The following is a 14752-nucleotide window of genomic DNA, read 5'->3' as shown; positions in this document are numbered from 1 at the left end:
GCACAATATGCCGAAATTAAATGAGATTCGGCACATGATTCTGGACAACGTGGATTTGAAGATACTGGACGAGCTGCAGCGCGACGGCTCGCTGTCCAATGTGGCGCTGGCCAAACGCATTGGCCTGTCGCCCTCGCCGTGCCTGGCCAGGGTCAAGGCGCTGGAGTCGGGCGGCGTGATCCAGCGCTATGTGGCGCTGGCCAGCGCAGCGGCGCTGGGGCTGGGCCTGACGGTGTTCATCTCCATCAGCCTCAAGACCCAAAGCAAAGAAACCTTGGCCGACTTTGAGGCGCACATCGCCCGGCACGACGAGGTGATGGAGTGCTATTTGATGACCGGCGACAGCGACTACCTGCTGCGCGTGGCCGTGCGCGACATGGCGGCGCTGGAGCGCTTCATCCTGGAGCAGCTCTCGCCGATTCCGGGCGTGGAAAAAATCCGCTCCAGTTTTGCGCTCAAACAGGTGCGCTACAAGACGGCGCTGCCGCTGGGTTTGGGATGATCTTTGCGTCCATTTTTGCGGGTATTTTTGCGACTTTGAAAATTCATCCAAGTCTTTGTCGCATATGGATTTTTCAGGAATTTCTTCGACCTTTTTGCGACTTTGAATGCGACTTGGTGTGCGCCACTCAATCCACCCCCTGCTGAGCTGGAGCACACCATGTCGGACCTGAAGGTACCGACCTACGAAGATCCAAAGCCCTGCGCCCGCTGCTTCAAATAGGGCCCCACCATGTGGCGGCTGGTGCGTTGCAGGCCCATCAGCAAAGCGTGGTCGGCCTGAGTGCAGCCGTAGCGGGTTTTCAGGTCGTGCTGCATCTGCGCCAGCAAATGCGCGGCCATCTCGGCATCGGCCAAGGCCCGGTGGGCGCGGCCTGACGAGGGCAAATGGTGCAGCGCCGCCAGCGTACCCAGCTTGTGGTTGGGCGCTTGCGGGTACAGGCGGCGCGACAGCAGCAAAGTGCAGGCAAAGGCATGCGAGCCGTCTTGCCCGAAGCGCGCCAGCTCGGCCTGCCAGAACTTTTTGTCAAAGGCTGCGTTGTGCGCCACCATGGGCCGCCCGCCCACAAAGCGGGCCGCCTCGCGCATCACCTGCTCGGCCGGGGGCGCGGCCTGCACCATCTCGTTGGTGATGCCCGTGAGCTGGGTGATGAAAGAGTTCACCCGCACCCCGGCGTTCATCAGGCTTTGGTAGCGGTCCACCACCTGCCCACCCTCGAGCATGACGATGGCCACCTCGGTGGCGCGGTCGCCCATATTGGGGGAGATGCCGGTGGTTTCGAAGTCGATGATGGCGATGGGGGTCATGGTGAGTAAGCCGATACAGAAACGGATCTCAGATTAAAACCCGCTTTCACAGGCTTGCACCATATTAAAGAAAGCTTTAATATGGCAGACCTGTATTCAAGCGATCTTTAATATCTAAGCATGCGCGTCACCGGAACCTACGTCACCTCCACCACTCTCGGCGAGAGCGTGCGCGCTTTTGTGCCCCATGCGCTGCCACCTGCTGAGCCCGAACTGGACGCTGCTTGCTATGCCGAACTCAACCGCACGGCTGAACTGGCCTTGGCCCGTCTGGCAGGGGTGGCAGGCTTGGTGCCTTCGATCGACTGGTTACTCTACAGCGCCATCCGCAAAGAGGCACTGCTCACATCACAGATTGAGGGGACCCAGGCGACACTGGTCGACCTGTTTGGCAAAGAGGCGGGGCTGGTCGTCAGCAACACAGACGATGTGGAGGAGGTCACCAATTACCTGCGTGCCTTTCGCTGGACAGAACAAACATTGCGGGACCCCAACGGCCTGCCCATGAGCGTGCGCCTGATGCGGCAAGCCCACCGCCTGCTCATGGATGGCGCCCGTGGCTCTGGTCGCCAACCGGGCGAATTGCGCCAGTCTCAAAACTGGATCGGCGGCACTCGGCCCGGCAACGCTGTATTTGTACCCCCGCCGCCCACGCATGTACCCGCCCTGCTGGCCGATCTTGAACGCTTCATTCACGACACTCGGCCCACCCTGCCGCCTCTGGTGCGCATTGGGCTCGTGCACGTTCAGTTTGAAACCATTCACCCCTTTTTGGATGGCAATGGACGCATTGGGCGATTGCTGATTGCCGCACTCATGGAGCAATGGGGCTTGTTGTCAGAGCCCTTGGTTTACGTGAGCGCCTACCTCAAACAGCATCAAACCGAATACTACCGACGACTTTCTGCAGTCCGCACGGATGGCGACTGGGAAGGCTGGGTGGCTTTTTTCCTGGAAGGTGTTGCTCGCGCAGCAGACACCGCTGAGCGTGGGATCGTCGCATTGGCCCGCCTGATCAACACCGACCGCCGTCGCCTGCTCCAAGAGCCCCGCATCACGCCAGCCAGTCTTCGCCTGTTTGAACTCTTGCCACTGATGCCCATTTTTTCCATCGATCAAGTCTGCGAAAAACTGGGAACCACGTTCCCCACAGCCAATGCAGCGGTCAAAACACTGGAAAAGCTAGGCATCGTGGTCGAGCAGACCGGGCAAAAAAAGAACCGTCATTACAGCTACCAAGCCTATGTGGAATTGCTGAGCGATTGATAACCCCATGCACCCCGGCCCCATCCTCTTCTGCGGCGACCCGCACGGCCAATGGCAGCACATCATCGATGCCGCCTTGCAAACCCACGCCCGCGCCGTCATCCTGCTGGGCGATCTGGAGCCAGCCCGGCCGTTGCACATCGAGCTGGAAGCGATTTGGGAGCGGGTCTGGTTCATCCACGGCAACCACGACACCGACCATGCGGACACCTTTGGCAACGTCTGGCACGACGAAGTGAGCGAGCGCAGCCTGCACGGCCGTGTGGTCAAGCTGCCCTGCGGCACGCGCATCGCCGGGCTGGGCGGTGTGTTTCGCGGTGCGGTGTGGTACCCCAAAGACGCACAAGCGCCCAAGTTTCGCAACCGCGAAGCGCACGCCCGCGTCACCCCGCGCCAAGACCGCTGGCAAGGCAGCGTGCACCTCAAGCACTGGTCCACCATCTACCCCGACGAGGTGGAACAACTGGCCACGCTACAAGCCGACATCCTCATCACCCACGAAGCGCCCGGCTACCACGAGCACGGCTTTGCCGAGTTGGACTCACTGGCCCGCCGCATGGGCGTGCGCATGACGGTGCACGGCCACCAGCACGACAACATTGACAGCAGCGCCCATTGGGACGCGCAAGGATTTCAGAGCTTTGGGGTGGGGCTGCGGGGGGTGATGGTGATGGATTGATTGAAATGAAATTTTGATTTTCATATCATTCACACCTTGCCCAAGGAGACCTTGCCATGTTGTCCATCACCATCCGCAACTTGCCCGAAGAAACCCTCAGGGCACTGCGCGTGCGTGCCACATTGGCCGGGCGCAGCACAGAAGCCGAAGTGCGTGCCATTCTGGAGCAAGCTGCCCGCCCGGAAGGGCGTATCCAGCTGGGATCTCTGCTGGCCGAAATTGGCCAACAAGCTGGCGGCTTTGAGTTGGTCATTGAGCGAGACAAGGCACCGGCAAAACCCATCGTATTTGAATGATCCTGTTCGAAACCAGCGTCATCTCTAAGTCGCTGAAGCTGCCAGTGGGCGAGAGAAAAGAAACCCTGCACCTTGGCCTAGAGCAAAAAATCCTGCCTTTTGACGCCAGCGCATCGCAGGCCTATGCAGACATCCTTTCGACGGCCCGCACCCAAGGCCTAGCCATCTCGACCGCTGACGGTTACATCGCTGCAACAGCCAAGCGTCATGGCCTCATCGTGGCTACGCGAGACGCCAGTCCCTTTGAGGCTGCGGGGCTGACCGTGATCAATCCTTGGACAGTTCAACACTGAGCGCCCACAAGCTGCGCTAACACGGCTTCAAAGAACTGGACACCCTGGCCCGCCGCATGGGCGTGCGCATGACGGTGCACGGCCACCAACACGACAACATTGACAGCAGCACCCAATGGGACGCGCAAGGTTTTCAAAGCTTTGGGGTGGTGCTGCGGGGGGTGATGGTGGTGGATGGGCTGGATTGATCGTCACCCGATATCAACAGTCGCCATTCAATCCGGCAAATGCTTGGCCAAATCCATGCTGTCATGAAGCAAGCGGATGACATCGATGGCTTGACCGTCCGCCATCCTGAAAATCACCAAATGTCGGCCCTTTCTGCCAACCCGACTGCCCACACCGGGTTCATTAGACAGTGCGGGCTTTTGCACCAATACCCTGCAAGTGCTCGCGCAGGCCCTGCTTGGATTCAAAAGTTTTGAAGCGCCCTGAATCGATATCGACAATGCCCTCGTGGGCAGCTCGTCGCAGAGCCTTAAGCCGATAAGCGTCTTCGGCGTCTCGTTGCTCCACCAGGCGCAACCCCTCGCGCAAGACCTCACTTGCATTCTGGTAACGACCACTCAAGACCAGCTGTTCGACCAGCGCAGCTTGATGGTCTGTCAGCACGACATTTCGGGTGAGCATGGGAGGGCTCCTTCTTGAAACAGGAATGGCATGGTATGCCAATCAGGTCACACAGGTCGTCGTTGTAGCCATCCACCACCGAGCTAAATGAACAACCCACCGCACCCCAGGCAAAGCCCTGGTACACAAATTTGCGCTCATTTTTTAAGCTAATTGCCTCACTCACATGGAGGCAACATGCACCCCGCAACCAACCCAAGCACCACGCCTGTTTATGGCGTTCGCCCCAGCAAGCCCGGCTTGTATCTGGGCTTGTTTCATGGCCGCGACACGCCCAACCAAACCATGCACGGCTGGGGCTTTGATGGCCCGGCCATTGGGCCGCTCAGGTACTTTCACACCACCTACGTCTGCTCGGTGCATGTGGAATTTGTCAGTCCCACAGATGCCCAGCTGTTCACAGGCACCCACGACATGCAGATGGACTTGGCCATCAACGGCGACTTGCTGTGCTTTGACGGCAAGCTGTATGGCGACTGGACGGTGTACTGGGTCTCGCCCGAAGAATGCTTCAGGCCACCCGACACCTTCCGGCAAAACACCCGCCCCAACGATTTGCGCAGACAAGCCAAACTCAAGGAACCCTTAAGCAGCGATTGCATTGAATAAGTTCAATCACACAGCGGGAATACCCAGAGAGGTCAAATAACCAAAGATAGGATCGTAAAAAGACGGGTCTCTGGTGGGGTCCTCGGGATCACCGGGCGGGATCACGATCACCATGCCCTGCCTAGCGCGGGTGAGCAAGACCCGATAGGCATTTTTCAAATACATCTGGCGATGCGCCAGGTGTATTTTTTGCCATTTGTTGCCCACAAACGAACGGTATTCCCAGCCGGTTTCGCCGAAGCGCAAGTCGGCATCCCAAACCACACAAGCCCAGTCGAGCTCTAGACCTTGCACATGAAACTCGGTGGCCACGTCTTCCAGATAAAAAGACGACCGAACGTCATCGCGGTCGTCCAAAAACCAATGGATGGGGTCCATGGGTGAACGAACGTCGATGGCGTGGGGACGCAGGCGAACGGCTTGCGAAGAAACCACCATACCGAAACGCTCGCTGCCCCGAGCTTTGTCGCGCAGCCAGCGCTTGGCCTTGTCCAAATCCCGGGTCACCACGATCGGGTAGCGCGCCTGAACGTCTTGGAACATGGCTTGGGCCAAATCGGTACGACGGTCCAACAAGTGCTTCACGAAGGTGGACACATGCTCTGCGCGGAAGGAGCGCATGGACACCGACAAATGCAGATCGTCGTTGTGGTGAACGTTATCCCGTGACTTCAGTTGCGTCAGCGCTTCGGCTGCACCGTATTCCGAGTCTTGCAGGTGCGGCGAAATGTGAACCGCCCAATCGGGGTAGTGCTCGTGAATGGCCTTGAGCCACTCGCCAATGCCAGCCTCACCCGTGTTGATCTCTTGTCCACCGCCGACCAAACAAACGACCACCGCCCAGTCGGGGTGACGGTCAAGGCAGGAGATCAAGAAGTCTGGCTCTGATCGGTTGAAGTCTGGGTAACCCTTTTTGCGGGCCATGAACTGGGTGGTTTGTTCCAACGTCCATGCGCGTTGTGCTTCGTCAAAGATCACCACGTGATCCACAGGCGGCCGCTCGTCCGACAAATACGCATCGCGGAAATGGTGGACGTTTTGAATGAAGGCTTCAACGGCTTTTCTGGCTTCACCCTTGCGCAACTTTGGACCCACAGCTTTCTTTCGGGCCACTTCGTCGCGCACCAAAGCTTCACGCAGGATGGCCACCAATGGGCCATTGCCCGACAGGTACACGCTGTGCAAATCGCTCTCGGCATCCATGTGTTTGGTGGCGATGTCCAAGCCAACCAAGGTTTTGCCCGCGCCGGGAACACCCGTCACAAAACAAATGGCCTTTTGCTTCCGTTGCTTTGAAGCTTGGATCAGCTGCGCAATGGCAACCGAGGTTTGCGCCAAGTTCTTTTCACCCGCATCGTTGCGTGAGAGTTCGGCCACCGAGTGGTTGCCGTAAAGCGCGGACGCGGCTTCGATGATCGTGGGGGTGGGCCGGTAACGCCCGTTGGCCCAAGAGGATGCGTCCAGTTTGGCGCCCGACGAAAAGGCCAAGACATCCTCGATGGTATTGGCCAAGAACGCGGGTGATGTGTTGATGGGGAATAGCACACCGTCGTTGTGGTGGCTGGTGACGATCTGACCGCGTGTGCCTTGTGTTTGCGTGGCGATCAAGATGGGGGCGATCACGCAGTGGTGGCTTGTCTCGTGGAAGTTTTTCAGGTCGAGCGCGTAGTCCCAAACCTGATCCACCGCAGCACGGTTGAATAAAGATTCTCCGACCTTGAACTCGATGACAAAAATGGCGTGATCAATCAACGTCAATACATCGATGCGTTTGCCCAAACGGGGCACGATGAATTCAAAGAAAACCGTTCCGCGGCCTTCAAAGGCCTTTAACGCGGGCTGGAGTATTTGGATCTGTGAACGCCAAGCATCCCGCTGGGTCGTGTCGATGGAAAAACCGCTGTTGTCCGCCAGGACACCCAGCACCAAGCTGGGGTCTGATGTCACAAATTCCTTGATGTGTGCCGAATAGAAGGAACGATTGGAATATTGCACGGGTTACCCAAAGTACTTATTTTTTGAATTGAGATGATCTTAAACGGATTGATGATGATTCAACGATGCCAGCTTGATACTCAACCACCTGATTTAGCAATGCAATGTTCTCAGTCGGCCATGTGGTGCTGGCCCACAAAAAGGCGCACATCCTGCTGGTCACGCTCAACAAACAAGGCCGGGCTGACGCGCACAAGTACATGGACCACTGGATCGATGACACGCACTTTCACTGGCAAAGCCAGAACGCCACCGACCCGACCAGCAAACGCGGCGACGAAATCATCCGGCACGCCGCTTTAGGCGTCGACATCCACCTCTTTGTGCGCGACGCCAAGCTGGCAGCAGGCAAGGCGGCACCCTTCACGTACCACGGCCGGGTGCGCTACCAGTCGCACCAGGGCAGCAGGCCCATGAGCATTGTGTTTGGGCTTGATGCGGTGGTGGGGTCATTTGCAGGGCTGGATTTGCCATGTCTGCAGCCCAATCGTCTCAATGGTCTTTTAAAATTTCTTCAAAATAGACAATTATTTTATTTTTTGTCCATAATGGCGAAATGTCCAGCAAGCCCCCCGTTGTTTTCCCTCAAGAGCAAACACTGCTCAGCGCCTTAGGCGAGCGCCTGCGGCTGGCGCGTTTGCGCCGCAAACTGAGCACGGCTGTGGTGGCGCAGCGGGCAGGCATGTCGCGCACTTCGGTCTACAAGGTCGAGGCGGGCGATGCGGGTGCCACTTTGGGCACCTATTTGCGCGTGCTGGTGGTGCTTGGGCTGCAGGCAGATTTCAACGCCTTGGCCGCCGACGACAAAGTGGGGCGCAAGTTGCAGGATTTGGCTTTGGCCCCATCGCCCGCAGCGCGACGCAAGCGCCCTGCCAGCACGCAGTCCACCGACGCTGCCAACAGCACTTCTGAGGGGCAGCCATGACGGGGCAATTCGATGGGCTGGAGGTCTGGTTGGATTGCGATTTGGGGCCAGCTTGTCTGGTTGGCAACTTGGCACATGACCGTGGGCAGATTCGCTTTCATTACGACAAGGCTTGGCTGAACGACCCGAGGGCTTTTGCGCTGGACCCTGATTTGTCTTTGGACGCGCACCCGTTTTTCCCCAAGCCGGAGCTGGGTAACTTTGGCGTCTTTCTCGACTCATCACCCGACCGCTGGGGTCAAACGCTGATGAAACGGCGCGAGGCCTTGCTGGCCAAGGACCAAAAGCGTCAGGCCAGAACACTTTATGCGTGGGATTTCCTGATCGGCGTGCAGGACATGACCCGGCAGGGGGCGTTGCGGTTTCGCCCATCTGGCACGCAAGCGTTTTTGAGCAACGATGCTTTTGCAGCGCCACCCGTGACCACGCTGCGCGAACTGGAGCAGGTGGCTTGGCAACTCACTCACAAGCGCATTGACGATCTCGATGCTTTGCGGAAATGGTTAACAGTGCTTGTGGCACCGGGTTCTTCGCTGGGGGGTGCGCGTCCCAAGGCCAACTTCACAGAGCTGGACGGCTCTCTTTGGATTGGCAAATTTCCGGCGCGTGATGATGACCGTGATGTCGGGGCTTGGGAGTTCGCCACACATCAAATGGCCCAACGTGCAGGCATCGATGTCCCTGCTGCAAAGCTGTTGCGTCTGGGTGGTGAGTTTCATACTTTTTGTGTGCAGCGCTTCGACCGTGTCGGTGGTCAGCGGCGGTTTTATGCATCGGCAATGACGCTGCTGCGCAAGGAGCAAAGCGAGGGCTGTAGTTATCTGGAATTGGCGCAATTTCTGCGGGCCAGTGGCGATGCTGAGACTGTTCAATCTGATCTGTCTCAGCTGTTCAGGCGCGTGGTGTTCAATGTGGCGGTAGGCAATCGGGACGACCATTTGCGCAATCACGGCTTTGTGTTGAGCTCAACGGGCTGGCGTTTGGCACCCGCGTTTGATGTGAACCCGAACATCGACAAAGCCGAGCATGTGCTGAACATTGACGATATGGACAACCGTCCTGACTTGCGCACCGCGTTGAACACGGCCGCGTTTTACGGTCTGACGGCAGTGCAAGGGCGGCACATCATGGACGAGGTGATGGATGTCGTGGGCACTTGGCGCGATGTCGCCAGCCAAGTCCGCATTTCTCGGGCAGATATCGAACTAACGGCCGCTGCGTTCAGTGCACATGCGGCGTGGCCAAAAGGCTGAAGCCCGCCCGGCTCTGTGGCCGTTGATGACGTGACTTCAGCAGTTCACCCACTCAAATATCGATGTTCCCCGCCCGCAGCGCGTTGCTCTCAATGAAATTGCGGCGTGGCTCCACCTCGTCGCCCATGAGCATGGTGAACACGCGGTCGGCTTCGATGGCGTCGTCGATCTGCACGCGCAGCAGGCGGCGCACGGTGGGGTCCATGGTGGTTTCCCACAGCTGGGCGGGGTTCATCTCGCCCAGGCCTTTGTAGCGCTGGCGGCTGGTGGTGCGTTCGGCTTCGCTGATGAGCCAATGCATGGCCTGGCGGAAGTCGCTGACTTTTTCTTCTTTCTGGCGCTCGCCTTCACCGCGAATGGCCTTGGCGCCTTCGCTGAGCAAACCACGGAAGGTGTCGGCGGCTTCGGCCAGAGCGCCGTAGTCCGCGCCGTGCACAAAGTCTTGCGTGATGATGCTGCTCTTGATGTTGCCGTGGTGGCGGCGGCTGATGCGCAGAATGGGTTTGTCGGTGCGCACGTCAAACTCGGCGGTCACTTCGGCCGGAATGCCTGTGGTGTTGAGTTCGCGCAGTTTAGCTTGCAGTGCGGGGGCGCATGCAGCGGCTTGCTCCATGGTGTCCAGGTTCAGCGACACGCCGTCAGCCATGGCCCGCAGGGCTTCGGCGTCCATGAAGTTGGACAGGCGTGCAATGACGTGCTCGGCCACTTGGTGTTTGCGGGCCAGTGCTTCCAGCGTTTCGCCACTCAGCACTTGCGGTGCAGCGCCGCCCGTGCTGATGCTGGCGTCTTTGAGCGCGATGCGCAGCAAGAAGCCGTCCAGCGCCGGGCCGTCCTTGAGGTACAGCTCTTCTTTACCGGCCTTGACTTTGTAGAGCGGCGGCTGGGCAATGTAGATGTGGCCACGCTCGACCAGCTCGGGCATCTGGCGATAGAAGAAGGTCAGCAGCAGGGTTCGGATATGCGCGCCGTCCACGTCGGCGTCGGTCATGATGATGATGCGGTGGTAGCGCAGTTTGTCGACGTTGAAGTCGTCGGTGCCGCTCTTGCCGGATTCGGCGCTGGCCTTGCCAATGCCGGTACCCAAAGCGGTGATGAGCGTGACGATTTCGTTGCTGGTGAGCAGCTTTTCGTAGCGGGCTTTTTCGACGTTCAGGATCTTGCCGCGCAGGGGCAGGATGGCCTGGAATTTGCGGTCGCGGCCTTGCTTGGCCGAGCCCCCGGCCGAATCTCCCTCGACGATGTAGATTTCACAGAGGGACGGGTCTTTTTCCTGGCAGTCGGCCAGTTTGCCGGGCAGGCCCATGCCGTCGAGCACGCCTTTGCGGCGCGTCATTTCGCGGGCTTTGCGTGCGGCTTCGCGGGCGCGGGCAGCTTCGACAATCTTGCCGCAGATGATCTTGGCGTCGTTCGGGCGCTCTTCGAGGTAATCGGTCAGGGCCTTGGCCACGATGTCCTCCACCGGGGCGCGCACTTCGCTGGACACGAGCTTGTCTTTGGTCTGACTGCTGAATTTGGGCTCGGGCACTTTCACGCTCAGCACGCAGCACAGGCCTTCGCGCATGTCGTCGCCGCTGACTTCGACCTTTTGCTTTTTGGCGATCTCGTTTTTCTCGATGTACTTGCTGATGACGCGGGTCATCGCCGCACGCAGGCCCGTGAGGTGGGTGCCGCCGTCACGCTGCGGGATGTTGTTGGTGAAGCAGAGCACGCTCTCGTTGTAGCCGTCGTTCCATTGCATGGCCACCTCAACACCGATGCTGGTGCCGGGGATGCCGCCATAGCTGTCGGCCGGGCGCTCGCCGTTGGCGTGGAAGGCCGTAGGGTGCAGCACCTTTTTGTTGGCGTTGATGAACTGCACGAAGCCTTGCACACCGCCTGCACCGGAGAAGTCATCTTCCTTGCCGCTGCGCTCGTCTTTGAGGCGAATGCGCACGCCGTTGTTCAGGAAGGACAACTCGCGCAGACGCTTGGCCAGGATCTCGTAATGGAAGTCGTGGTTTTGCGTGAAGATGTCGGTGTCGGGCAGGAAGTGCACTTCGGTGCCGCGCTTGTCGGTGGCACCCGTGACGCGCATGGGTGAAACTTCAACGCCGTCGACGGTTTCGAGCAAACGGTTTTGCACAAAGCCCTTGGCAAAGTCGATCTGGTGCACTTTGCCTTCGCGGCGCACCGTCAGTCGCAACCACTTGCTCAGGGCGTTCACGCACGATACGCCCACGCCGTGCAAACCGCCCGAGACCTTGTAGCTGTTCTGGTTGAACTTGCCGCCTGCGTGCAGCTCGGTCAAGGCGATTTCGGCGGCAGAGCGCTTGGGCTCGTGCTTGTCGTCCATCTTCACGCCTGTGGGGATGCCGCGGCCGTTGTCGGTCACGCTGATGGAGTTGTCGCTGTGGATGGTGACGACGATGTCGTCGCAGTGGCCCGCCAGCGCTTCGTCGATCGAGTTGTCGACGACCTCGAACACGAGGTGGTGCAGGCCCGTGCCGTCAGAGGTGTCGCCGATGTACATGCCGGGGCGTTTGCGCACCGCTTCCAGGCCTTCCAGAATCTGGATGGAGCCTTCGCCGTAGCCTTCGGATGCGCCCGCCTGGTTGGCGTCGATCTTGGGTTGTGCGGTGGTGAAAGCGTCTTCGCTGGGGTTGATTTCGTCGGTCATGTTCAATTTTCTCTGTCGCTTGAATGGCCGAAACCCGCGAGGGGTCGCGGGTTTCGATAAGGGCGGGCTGTGAGCCTGGGGCCTTAAATGCGCATGGGCATCACCACGTATTTGAAGTTGTCGTTCTCGGGGATCGTGATCAGCGCCGAGCTGTTGGCGTCGGCCAGATCGATGCGGACCATGTCCTGGCCCATGTTGCTGAGCACGTCGATGATGTAGGTGACGTTGAAGCCGATCTCGATGCTGTCGCCACCGTAGTCGATGTCGAGTTCGTCCACGGCTTCTTCTTGTTCGGCGTTGGTCGAGGCCACGCGCAGGCTGCCGGGGTCGAGATTCAGGCGCACGCCCTTGAACTTGTCGCTGGTCAGGATGGCGGTGCGCTGCAGGCAAGACAGCAGGGCTTGGCGGCCAAGCGTCAGGTTGTTGCTGTGGCCTTTGGGGATGACGCGGTTGTAGTCGGGGAACTTGCCCTCGACCAGCTTGGTGACGAACTCCATGCCGTCAAAGCTGAACTTGGCCTGGTTGTTGGCAAATTGCATTTCGATCGCGCCGTCGGCGTCCGACAGCAAGCGCTGCAGCTCGAGCACGGTTTTGCGCGGCAAGATGACTTCTTGTTTGGTGGGCACTTCGACGTCGAGCGTGGCGGCAGTGAAGGCCAGGCGGTGGCCGTCGGTCGCGACCAGGCTCAGGCGGTTGCCTTCGGCCACAAACAAGATGCCGTTGAGGTAGTAACGGATGTCGTGCACGGCCATCGCAAACGAGACTTGCCCCAGCAATTGCTTGAGGGTTTTTTGCGGCACGCTGAACACGGGGCCGAAGCTGGCGGCTTCTTGCACCAGCGGGAAGTCTTCTGCGGGCAAGGTCTGCAAGGTGAACTTGGACTTGCCACCCTTCAGGATCAGCTTGGCTTGCGACGATTCGAGGCTGACGGTTTGGTCAGCGGGCATGGTGCGCAGGATGTCGATGAGTTTGCGTGCGCCCACGGTGGTGGTGAAGTCGCCTGGGTCGCCGTCCATCTCGGCGGTGGTGCGGATCTGGATTTCCAAGTCGCTGGTGGTCAGCTGAACGGCGTGGCCGGTTTTGCGGATCAGCACGTTGGCCAGTACGGGCAGGGTGTGGCGGCGCTCGACAATGCCGGACACGGATTGCAGGACCGACAGCAATTTGTCTTGGGTGGCCTTCAGGACGATCATTTGTCTACCTTTGGTGGTTCTTTTCAGGCGTCAGCCCAGAATGGGCGAGTGGATGCAAACAGGGTACATTTTCGCCGTTTTTCGGCTGTTTTTTTGCCCAAAACGCCTGTTTGGGCATTCTTTTGCCGGGGATCGGCTGGGGCCTTCGTGGGAGCGAGCCCCCGCTCGCGAATGCCCGCACGACCGGGGCGCCAGCATTCGGCCGCAGGGGCGGCCTCCTACAGGGGAAAAATGGTCTGTCATCAGCCCTTGAGGGTTTGCTCCAGCACGTGCAGCTGCTGGTTCAACTCGGTCATTTGCTGGCGCTCGGCGCTGATTTTTCGCACGGCGTGCAGCACGGTGGTGTGGTCACGACCGCCAAACAGCTCGCCAATTTCAGGCAGGCTCTTTTGGGTCATTTCCTTGGCCAGGTACATGGCAATCTGGCGCGGGCGGGCAATGCTGGCCGGGCGCTTTTTGCTGTACATGTCGGCGACCTTGATCTTGTAGTAATCGGCCACCGTTTTCTGGATGTTTTCGACACTGATCTGGCGGTTCTGGATCGACAGCAGGTCACGCAGGGCGTCGCGGGCCAGCTGGATGGAGATTTCCTTCTGGTTGAAGCGCGAATAGGCCAGGATTTTGCGCAGCGCGCCTTCGAGCTCGCGCACGTTGGAGCGCACGTTTTTGGCCACGAAAAACGCCACTTCCTCGGGCATTTCGCTGCCTTCACTGATGGCTTTGTTGATCAGAATCGCCACCCGCATCTCCAGCTCGGGCGGCTCCATGGCCACCGTCAAACCCGAGTCAAAACGCGACACCAGACGCTCGTGGATGTCGGCCAGACCCTTGGGGTAGGTGTCGCTGGTCATCACGATGTGCGACTTCTTGGCCAGCAGCGCTTCAAAGGCGTTGAAGAATTCTTCTTGCGTGCGGTCTTTGTTGGCAAAGAACTGGACATCGTCGATCAACAGCAGATCGAGCGAGTGGTAATGCTGCTTGAATTCGTCAAAAGTCTTGCGCTGGTAAGCCTTAACCACATCCGACACAAATTGTTCGGCGTGGATGTAGAGAACCTTGGATTCCGGGCGGTCGGCCAGCAGTTTGTTGCCGATGGCATGCATCAGGTGGGTCTTGCCCAAACCCACACCGCCGTAGATGAACAAGGGGTTGTACAGATGCCCCGGCGAGCCGGACACATGCATGGCCGCCGCACGCGCCATGCGGTTGGCCGTGCCCTCGACCAGGTTGTCAAAAGTCAGGGCGGTGTTGAGCCGGCTGCGGAAGGTGTTGGTGGCGGGCTCTTCGGGCAGCTCGATCGGCTCGGGGCCGTTTTCCATCGACGATGGCGTGGACTGACGAACAGGTTTGACGGCACCGTCGCGCGGAGTGATCGCTAACTCTATTTGAACCGGATGACCTTGCAAGTTCTCCAGCAAGGCGGCCAGACGGCCAGCATATTGGGCCCGGATCCAGTCGAGTTTGAAGCGGTTGGCCACAAACAGGGTGAGGCGCTGCTGGTCTTCCGAGAGCTGTGCGGTCAGGGGTTTGATCCAGGTGTTGAACTGCTGTTCGGGCAGCTCGCGGGACAATTCGTCCACGCAAGCCTGCCACAAAGCCTGGCCGGCATCCATCTGAAATTCTGGGGTGAGTCCCTCGGACATGTTGTA

The 14752-nt window shown here is 59.1% G+C and carries 16 protein-coding genes; 10 read left to right on the top strand and 6 right to left on the bottom strand.

The window, feature by feature from the left end; translation table 11 throughout:
• The first annotated feature begins 34 nt into the window (after positions 1 to 34).
• The gene (locus tag B9Z34_RS06130) at positions 35 to 502 is read left to right on the top strand and encodes an Lrp/AsnC family transcriptional regulator (RefSeq protein ID WP_108427350.1); all 468 of its coding nucleotides are present in this window, start codon (positions 35 to 37) and stop codon (positions 500 to 502) included.
• A 182-nt stretch (positions 503 to 684) separates the two neighbouring features.
• Here the strand turns inward: B9Z34_RS06130 and B9Z34_RS06125 are convergent, their stop codons facing one another.
• Positions 685 to 1308 carry a PolC-type DNA polymerase III gene (locus B9Z34_RS06125; RefSeq protein ID WP_108427238.1) on the bottom strand — a complete coding sequence of 208 codons (624 nt, stop codon included), beginning with the start codon at positions 1306 to 1308 and terminating at the stop codon, positions 685 to 687.
• 120 nt (positions 1309 to 1428) lie between these two features.
• On the opposite strand from B9Z34_RS06125, the gene B9Z34_RS06120 reads away from it, so the two are divergent.
• Genes B9Z34_RS06120 through B9Z34_RS14770 form a run of 5 tightly spaced genes read left to right on the top strand, consistent with a single transcriptional unit; the run spans position 1429 to position 4030 of the window.
• A complete protein-coding gene (locus B9Z34_RS06120; protein ID WP_108427237.1) occupies positions 1429 to 2574 on the top strand; it encodes a Fic family protein in 1146 nt (381 codons plus the stop codon).
• A gap of 7 nt (positions 2575 to 2581) precedes the next feature.
• On the top strand, positions 2582 to 3253 hold the full coding sequence (locus B9Z34_RS06115) for a metallophosphoesterase (RefSeq protein WP_108427236.1): 672 nt from the start codon (positions 2582 to 2584) through the stop codon (positions 3251 to 3253).
• A gap of 56 nt (positions 3254 to 3309) precedes the next feature.
• The gene (locus tag B9Z34_RS06110; protein WP_108427235.1) at positions 3310 to 3549 is read left to right on the top strand and encodes an Arc family DNA-binding protein; all 240 of its coding nucleotides are present in this window, start codon (positions 3310 to 3312) and stop codon (positions 3547 to 3549) included.
• Complete coding sequence (locus B9Z34_RS06105) at positions 3546 to 3842, top strand: PIN domain-containing protein (protein WP_108427234.1); 297 nt, start codon at positions 3546 to 3548, stop codon at positions 3840 to 3842. Before B9Z34_RS06110 ends, B9Z34_RS06105 begins: the two co-directional genes overlap by 4 nt.
• A gap of 56 nt (positions 3843 to 3898) precedes the next feature.
• Positions 3899 to 4030 (top strand): hypothetical protein, encoded by a 132-nt coding sequence (locus B9Z34_RS14770; protein ID WP_255417446.1) that lies wholly within the window; start codon positions 3899 to 3901, stop codon positions 4028 to 4030.
• Between the two features lie 163 nt (positions 4031 to 4193).
• On the opposite strand, the gene B9Z34_RS06100 is transcribed toward B9Z34_RS14770, so the two are convergent.
• Positions 4194 to 4472 (bottom strand): type II toxin-antitoxin system ParD family antitoxin, encoded by a 279-nt coding sequence (locus B9Z34_RS06100; protein WP_108427233.1) that lies wholly within the window; start codon positions 4470 to 4472, stop codon positions 4194 to 4196.
• Between the two features lie 177 nt (positions 4473 to 4649).
• On the opposite strand from B9Z34_RS06100, the gene B9Z34_RS06095 reads away from it, so the two are divergent.
• On the top strand, positions 4650 to 5081 hold the full coding sequence (locus tag B9Z34_RS06095) for a hypothetical protein (RefSeq protein ID WP_108427232.1): 432 nt from the start codon (positions 4650 to 4652) through the stop codon (positions 5079 to 5081).
• 6 nt (positions 5082 to 5087) lie between these two features.
• On the opposite strand, the gene B9Z34_RS06090 is transcribed toward B9Z34_RS06095, so the two are convergent.
• Positions 5088 to 7076 carry a DUF2075 domain-containing protein gene (locus B9Z34_RS06090; RefSeq protein ID WP_108427231.1) on the bottom strand — a complete coding sequence of 663 codons (1989 nt, stop codon included), beginning with the start codon at positions 7074 to 7076 and terminating at the stop codon, positions 5088 to 5090.
• 104 nt (positions 7077 to 7180) lie between these two features.
• On the opposite strand from B9Z34_RS06090, the gene B9Z34_RS06085 reads away from it, so the two are divergent.
• The 3 genes from B9Z34_RS06085 to B9Z34_RS06075 are packed head-to-tail and all read left to right on the top strand — an operon-like array spanning position 7181 to position 9254.
• A complete protein-coding gene (locus B9Z34_RS06085; RefSeq protein ID WP_108427230.1) occupies positions 7181 to 7690 on the top strand; it encodes a DUF3427 domain-containing protein in 510 nt (169 codons plus the stop codon).
• The gene (locus B9Z34_RS06080) at positions 7633 to 8001 is read left to right on the top strand and encodes a helix-turn-helix domain-containing protein (RefSeq protein WP_108427229.1); all 369 of its coding nucleotides are present in this window, start codon (positions 7633 to 7635) and stop codon (positions 7999 to 8001) included. The genes B9Z34_RS06085 and B9Z34_RS06080 overlap by 58 nt, the downstream gene beginning before the upstream one ends.
• Positions 7998 to 9254 carry a type II toxin-antitoxin system HipA family toxin gene (locus tag B9Z34_RS06075; protein ID WP_108427228.1) on the top strand — a complete coding sequence of 419 codons (1257 nt, stop codon included), beginning with the start codon at positions 7998 to 8000 and terminating at the stop codon, positions 9252 to 9254. Before B9Z34_RS06080 ends, B9Z34_RS06075 begins: the two co-directional genes overlap by 4 nt.
• A gap of 52 nt (positions 9255 to 9306) precedes the next feature.
• Here B9Z34_RS06075 and gyrB read toward each other — a convergent pair whose 3' ends face one another.
• The 3 genes from gyrB to dnaA form a co-directional block, all read right to left on the bottom strand.
• On the bottom strand, positions 9307 to 11910 hold the full coding sequence (gyrB, locus tag B9Z34_RS06070) for a DNA topoisomerase (ATP-hydrolyzing) subunit B (RefSeq protein WP_108427227.1): 2604 nt from the start codon (positions 11908 to 11910) through the stop codon (positions 9307 to 9309).
• Positions 11911 to 11993: 83 nt separating this feature from the next.
• Positions 11994 to 13103, bottom strand: a complete 1110-nt coding sequence (dnaN, locus tag B9Z34_RS06065) for a DNA polymerase III subunit beta (protein WP_100118079.1) — start codon at positions 13101 to 13103, stop codon at positions 11994 to 11996.
• A 242-nt stretch (positions 13104 to 13345) separates the two neighbouring features.
• Positions 13346 to 14746, bottom strand: coding sequence for a chromosomal replication initiator protein DnaA (gene dnaA / locus B9Z34_RS06060; RefSeq protein ID WP_199220079.1), 1401 nt, complete (start codon positions 14744 to 14746; stop codon positions 13346 to 13348).
• Between the last annotated feature and the right edge of the window lie 6 nt (positions 14747 to 14752).

This window comes from Limnohabitans sp. Hippo3 (assembly GCF_003063665.1).
Lineage (GTDB): Bacteria > Pseudomonadota > Gammaproteobacteria > Burkholderiales > Burkholderiaceae_C > Limnohabitans_A.
This window is presented reverse-complemented; position numbering and strand designations above follow the sequence as displayed.

Excerpts from the sequence above, each read along its gene's own strand:
- B9Z34_RS06115 (WP_108427236.1), top strand. The coding sequence starts at position 2,582 with ATGCACCCCGGCCCCATCCTCTTCTGCGGCGACCCGCACGGCCAATGG.
- dnaA (WP_199220079.1), bottom strand. The coding sequence starts at position 14,746 with ATGTCCGAGGGACTCACCCCAGAATTTCAGATGGATGCCGGCCAGGCT.
- B9Z34_RS06110 (WP_108427235.1), top strand. The coding sequence starts at position 3,310 with ATGTTGTCCATCACCATCCGCAACTTGCCCGAAGAAACCCTCAGGGCA.
- B9Z34_RS06075 (WP_108427228.1), top strand. The coding sequence starts at position 7,998 with ATGACGGGGCAATTCGATGGGCTGGAGGTCTGGTTGGATTGCGATTTG.
- B9Z34_RS06125 (WP_108427238.1), bottom strand. The coding sequence starts at position 1,308 with ATGACCCCCATCGCCATCATCGACTTCGAAACCACCGGCATCTCCCCC.
- B9Z34_RS06130 (WP_108427350.1), top strand. The coding sequence starts at position 35 with ATGATTCTGGACAACGTGGATTTGAAGATACTGGACGAGCTGCAGCGC.
- gyrB (WP_108427227.1), bottom strand. The coding sequence starts at position 11,910 with ATGACCGACGAAATCAACCCCAGCGAAGACGCTTTCACCACCGCACAA.
- B9Z34_RS06095 (WP_108427232.1), top strand. The coding sequence starts at position 4,650 with ATGCACCCCGCAACCAACCCAAGCACCACGCCTGTTTATGGCGTTCGC.
- B9Z34_RS06100 (WP_108427233.1), bottom strand. The coding sequence starts at position 4,472 with ATGCTCACCCGAAATGTCGTGCTGACAGACCATCAAGCTGCGCTGGTC.
- B9Z34_RS06085 (WP_108427230.1), top strand. The coding sequence starts at position 7,181 with ATGTTCTCAGTCGGCCATGTGGTGCTGGCCCACAAAAAGGCGCACATC.
- B9Z34_RS06105 (WP_108427234.1), top strand. The coding sequence starts at position 3,546 with ATGATCCTGTTCGAAACCAGCGTCATCTCTAAGTCGCTGAAGCTGCCA.
- B9Z34_RS06080 (WP_108427229.1), top strand. The coding sequence starts at position 7,633 with ATGTCCAGCAAGCCCCCCGTTGTTTTCCCTCAAGAGCAAACACTGCTC.
- B9Z34_RS14770 (WP_255417446.1), top strand. The coding sequence starts at position 3,899 with ATGGGCGTGCGCATGACGGTGCACGGCCACCAACACGACAACATTGAC.
- B9Z34_RS06120 (WP_108427237.1), top strand. The coding sequence starts at position 1,429 with ATGCGCGTCACCGGAACCTACGTCACCTCCACCACTCTCGGCGAGAGC.
- dnaN (WP_100118079.1), bottom strand. The coding sequence starts at position 13,103 with ATGATCGTCCTGAAGGCCACCCAAGACAAATTGCTGTCGGTCCTGCAA.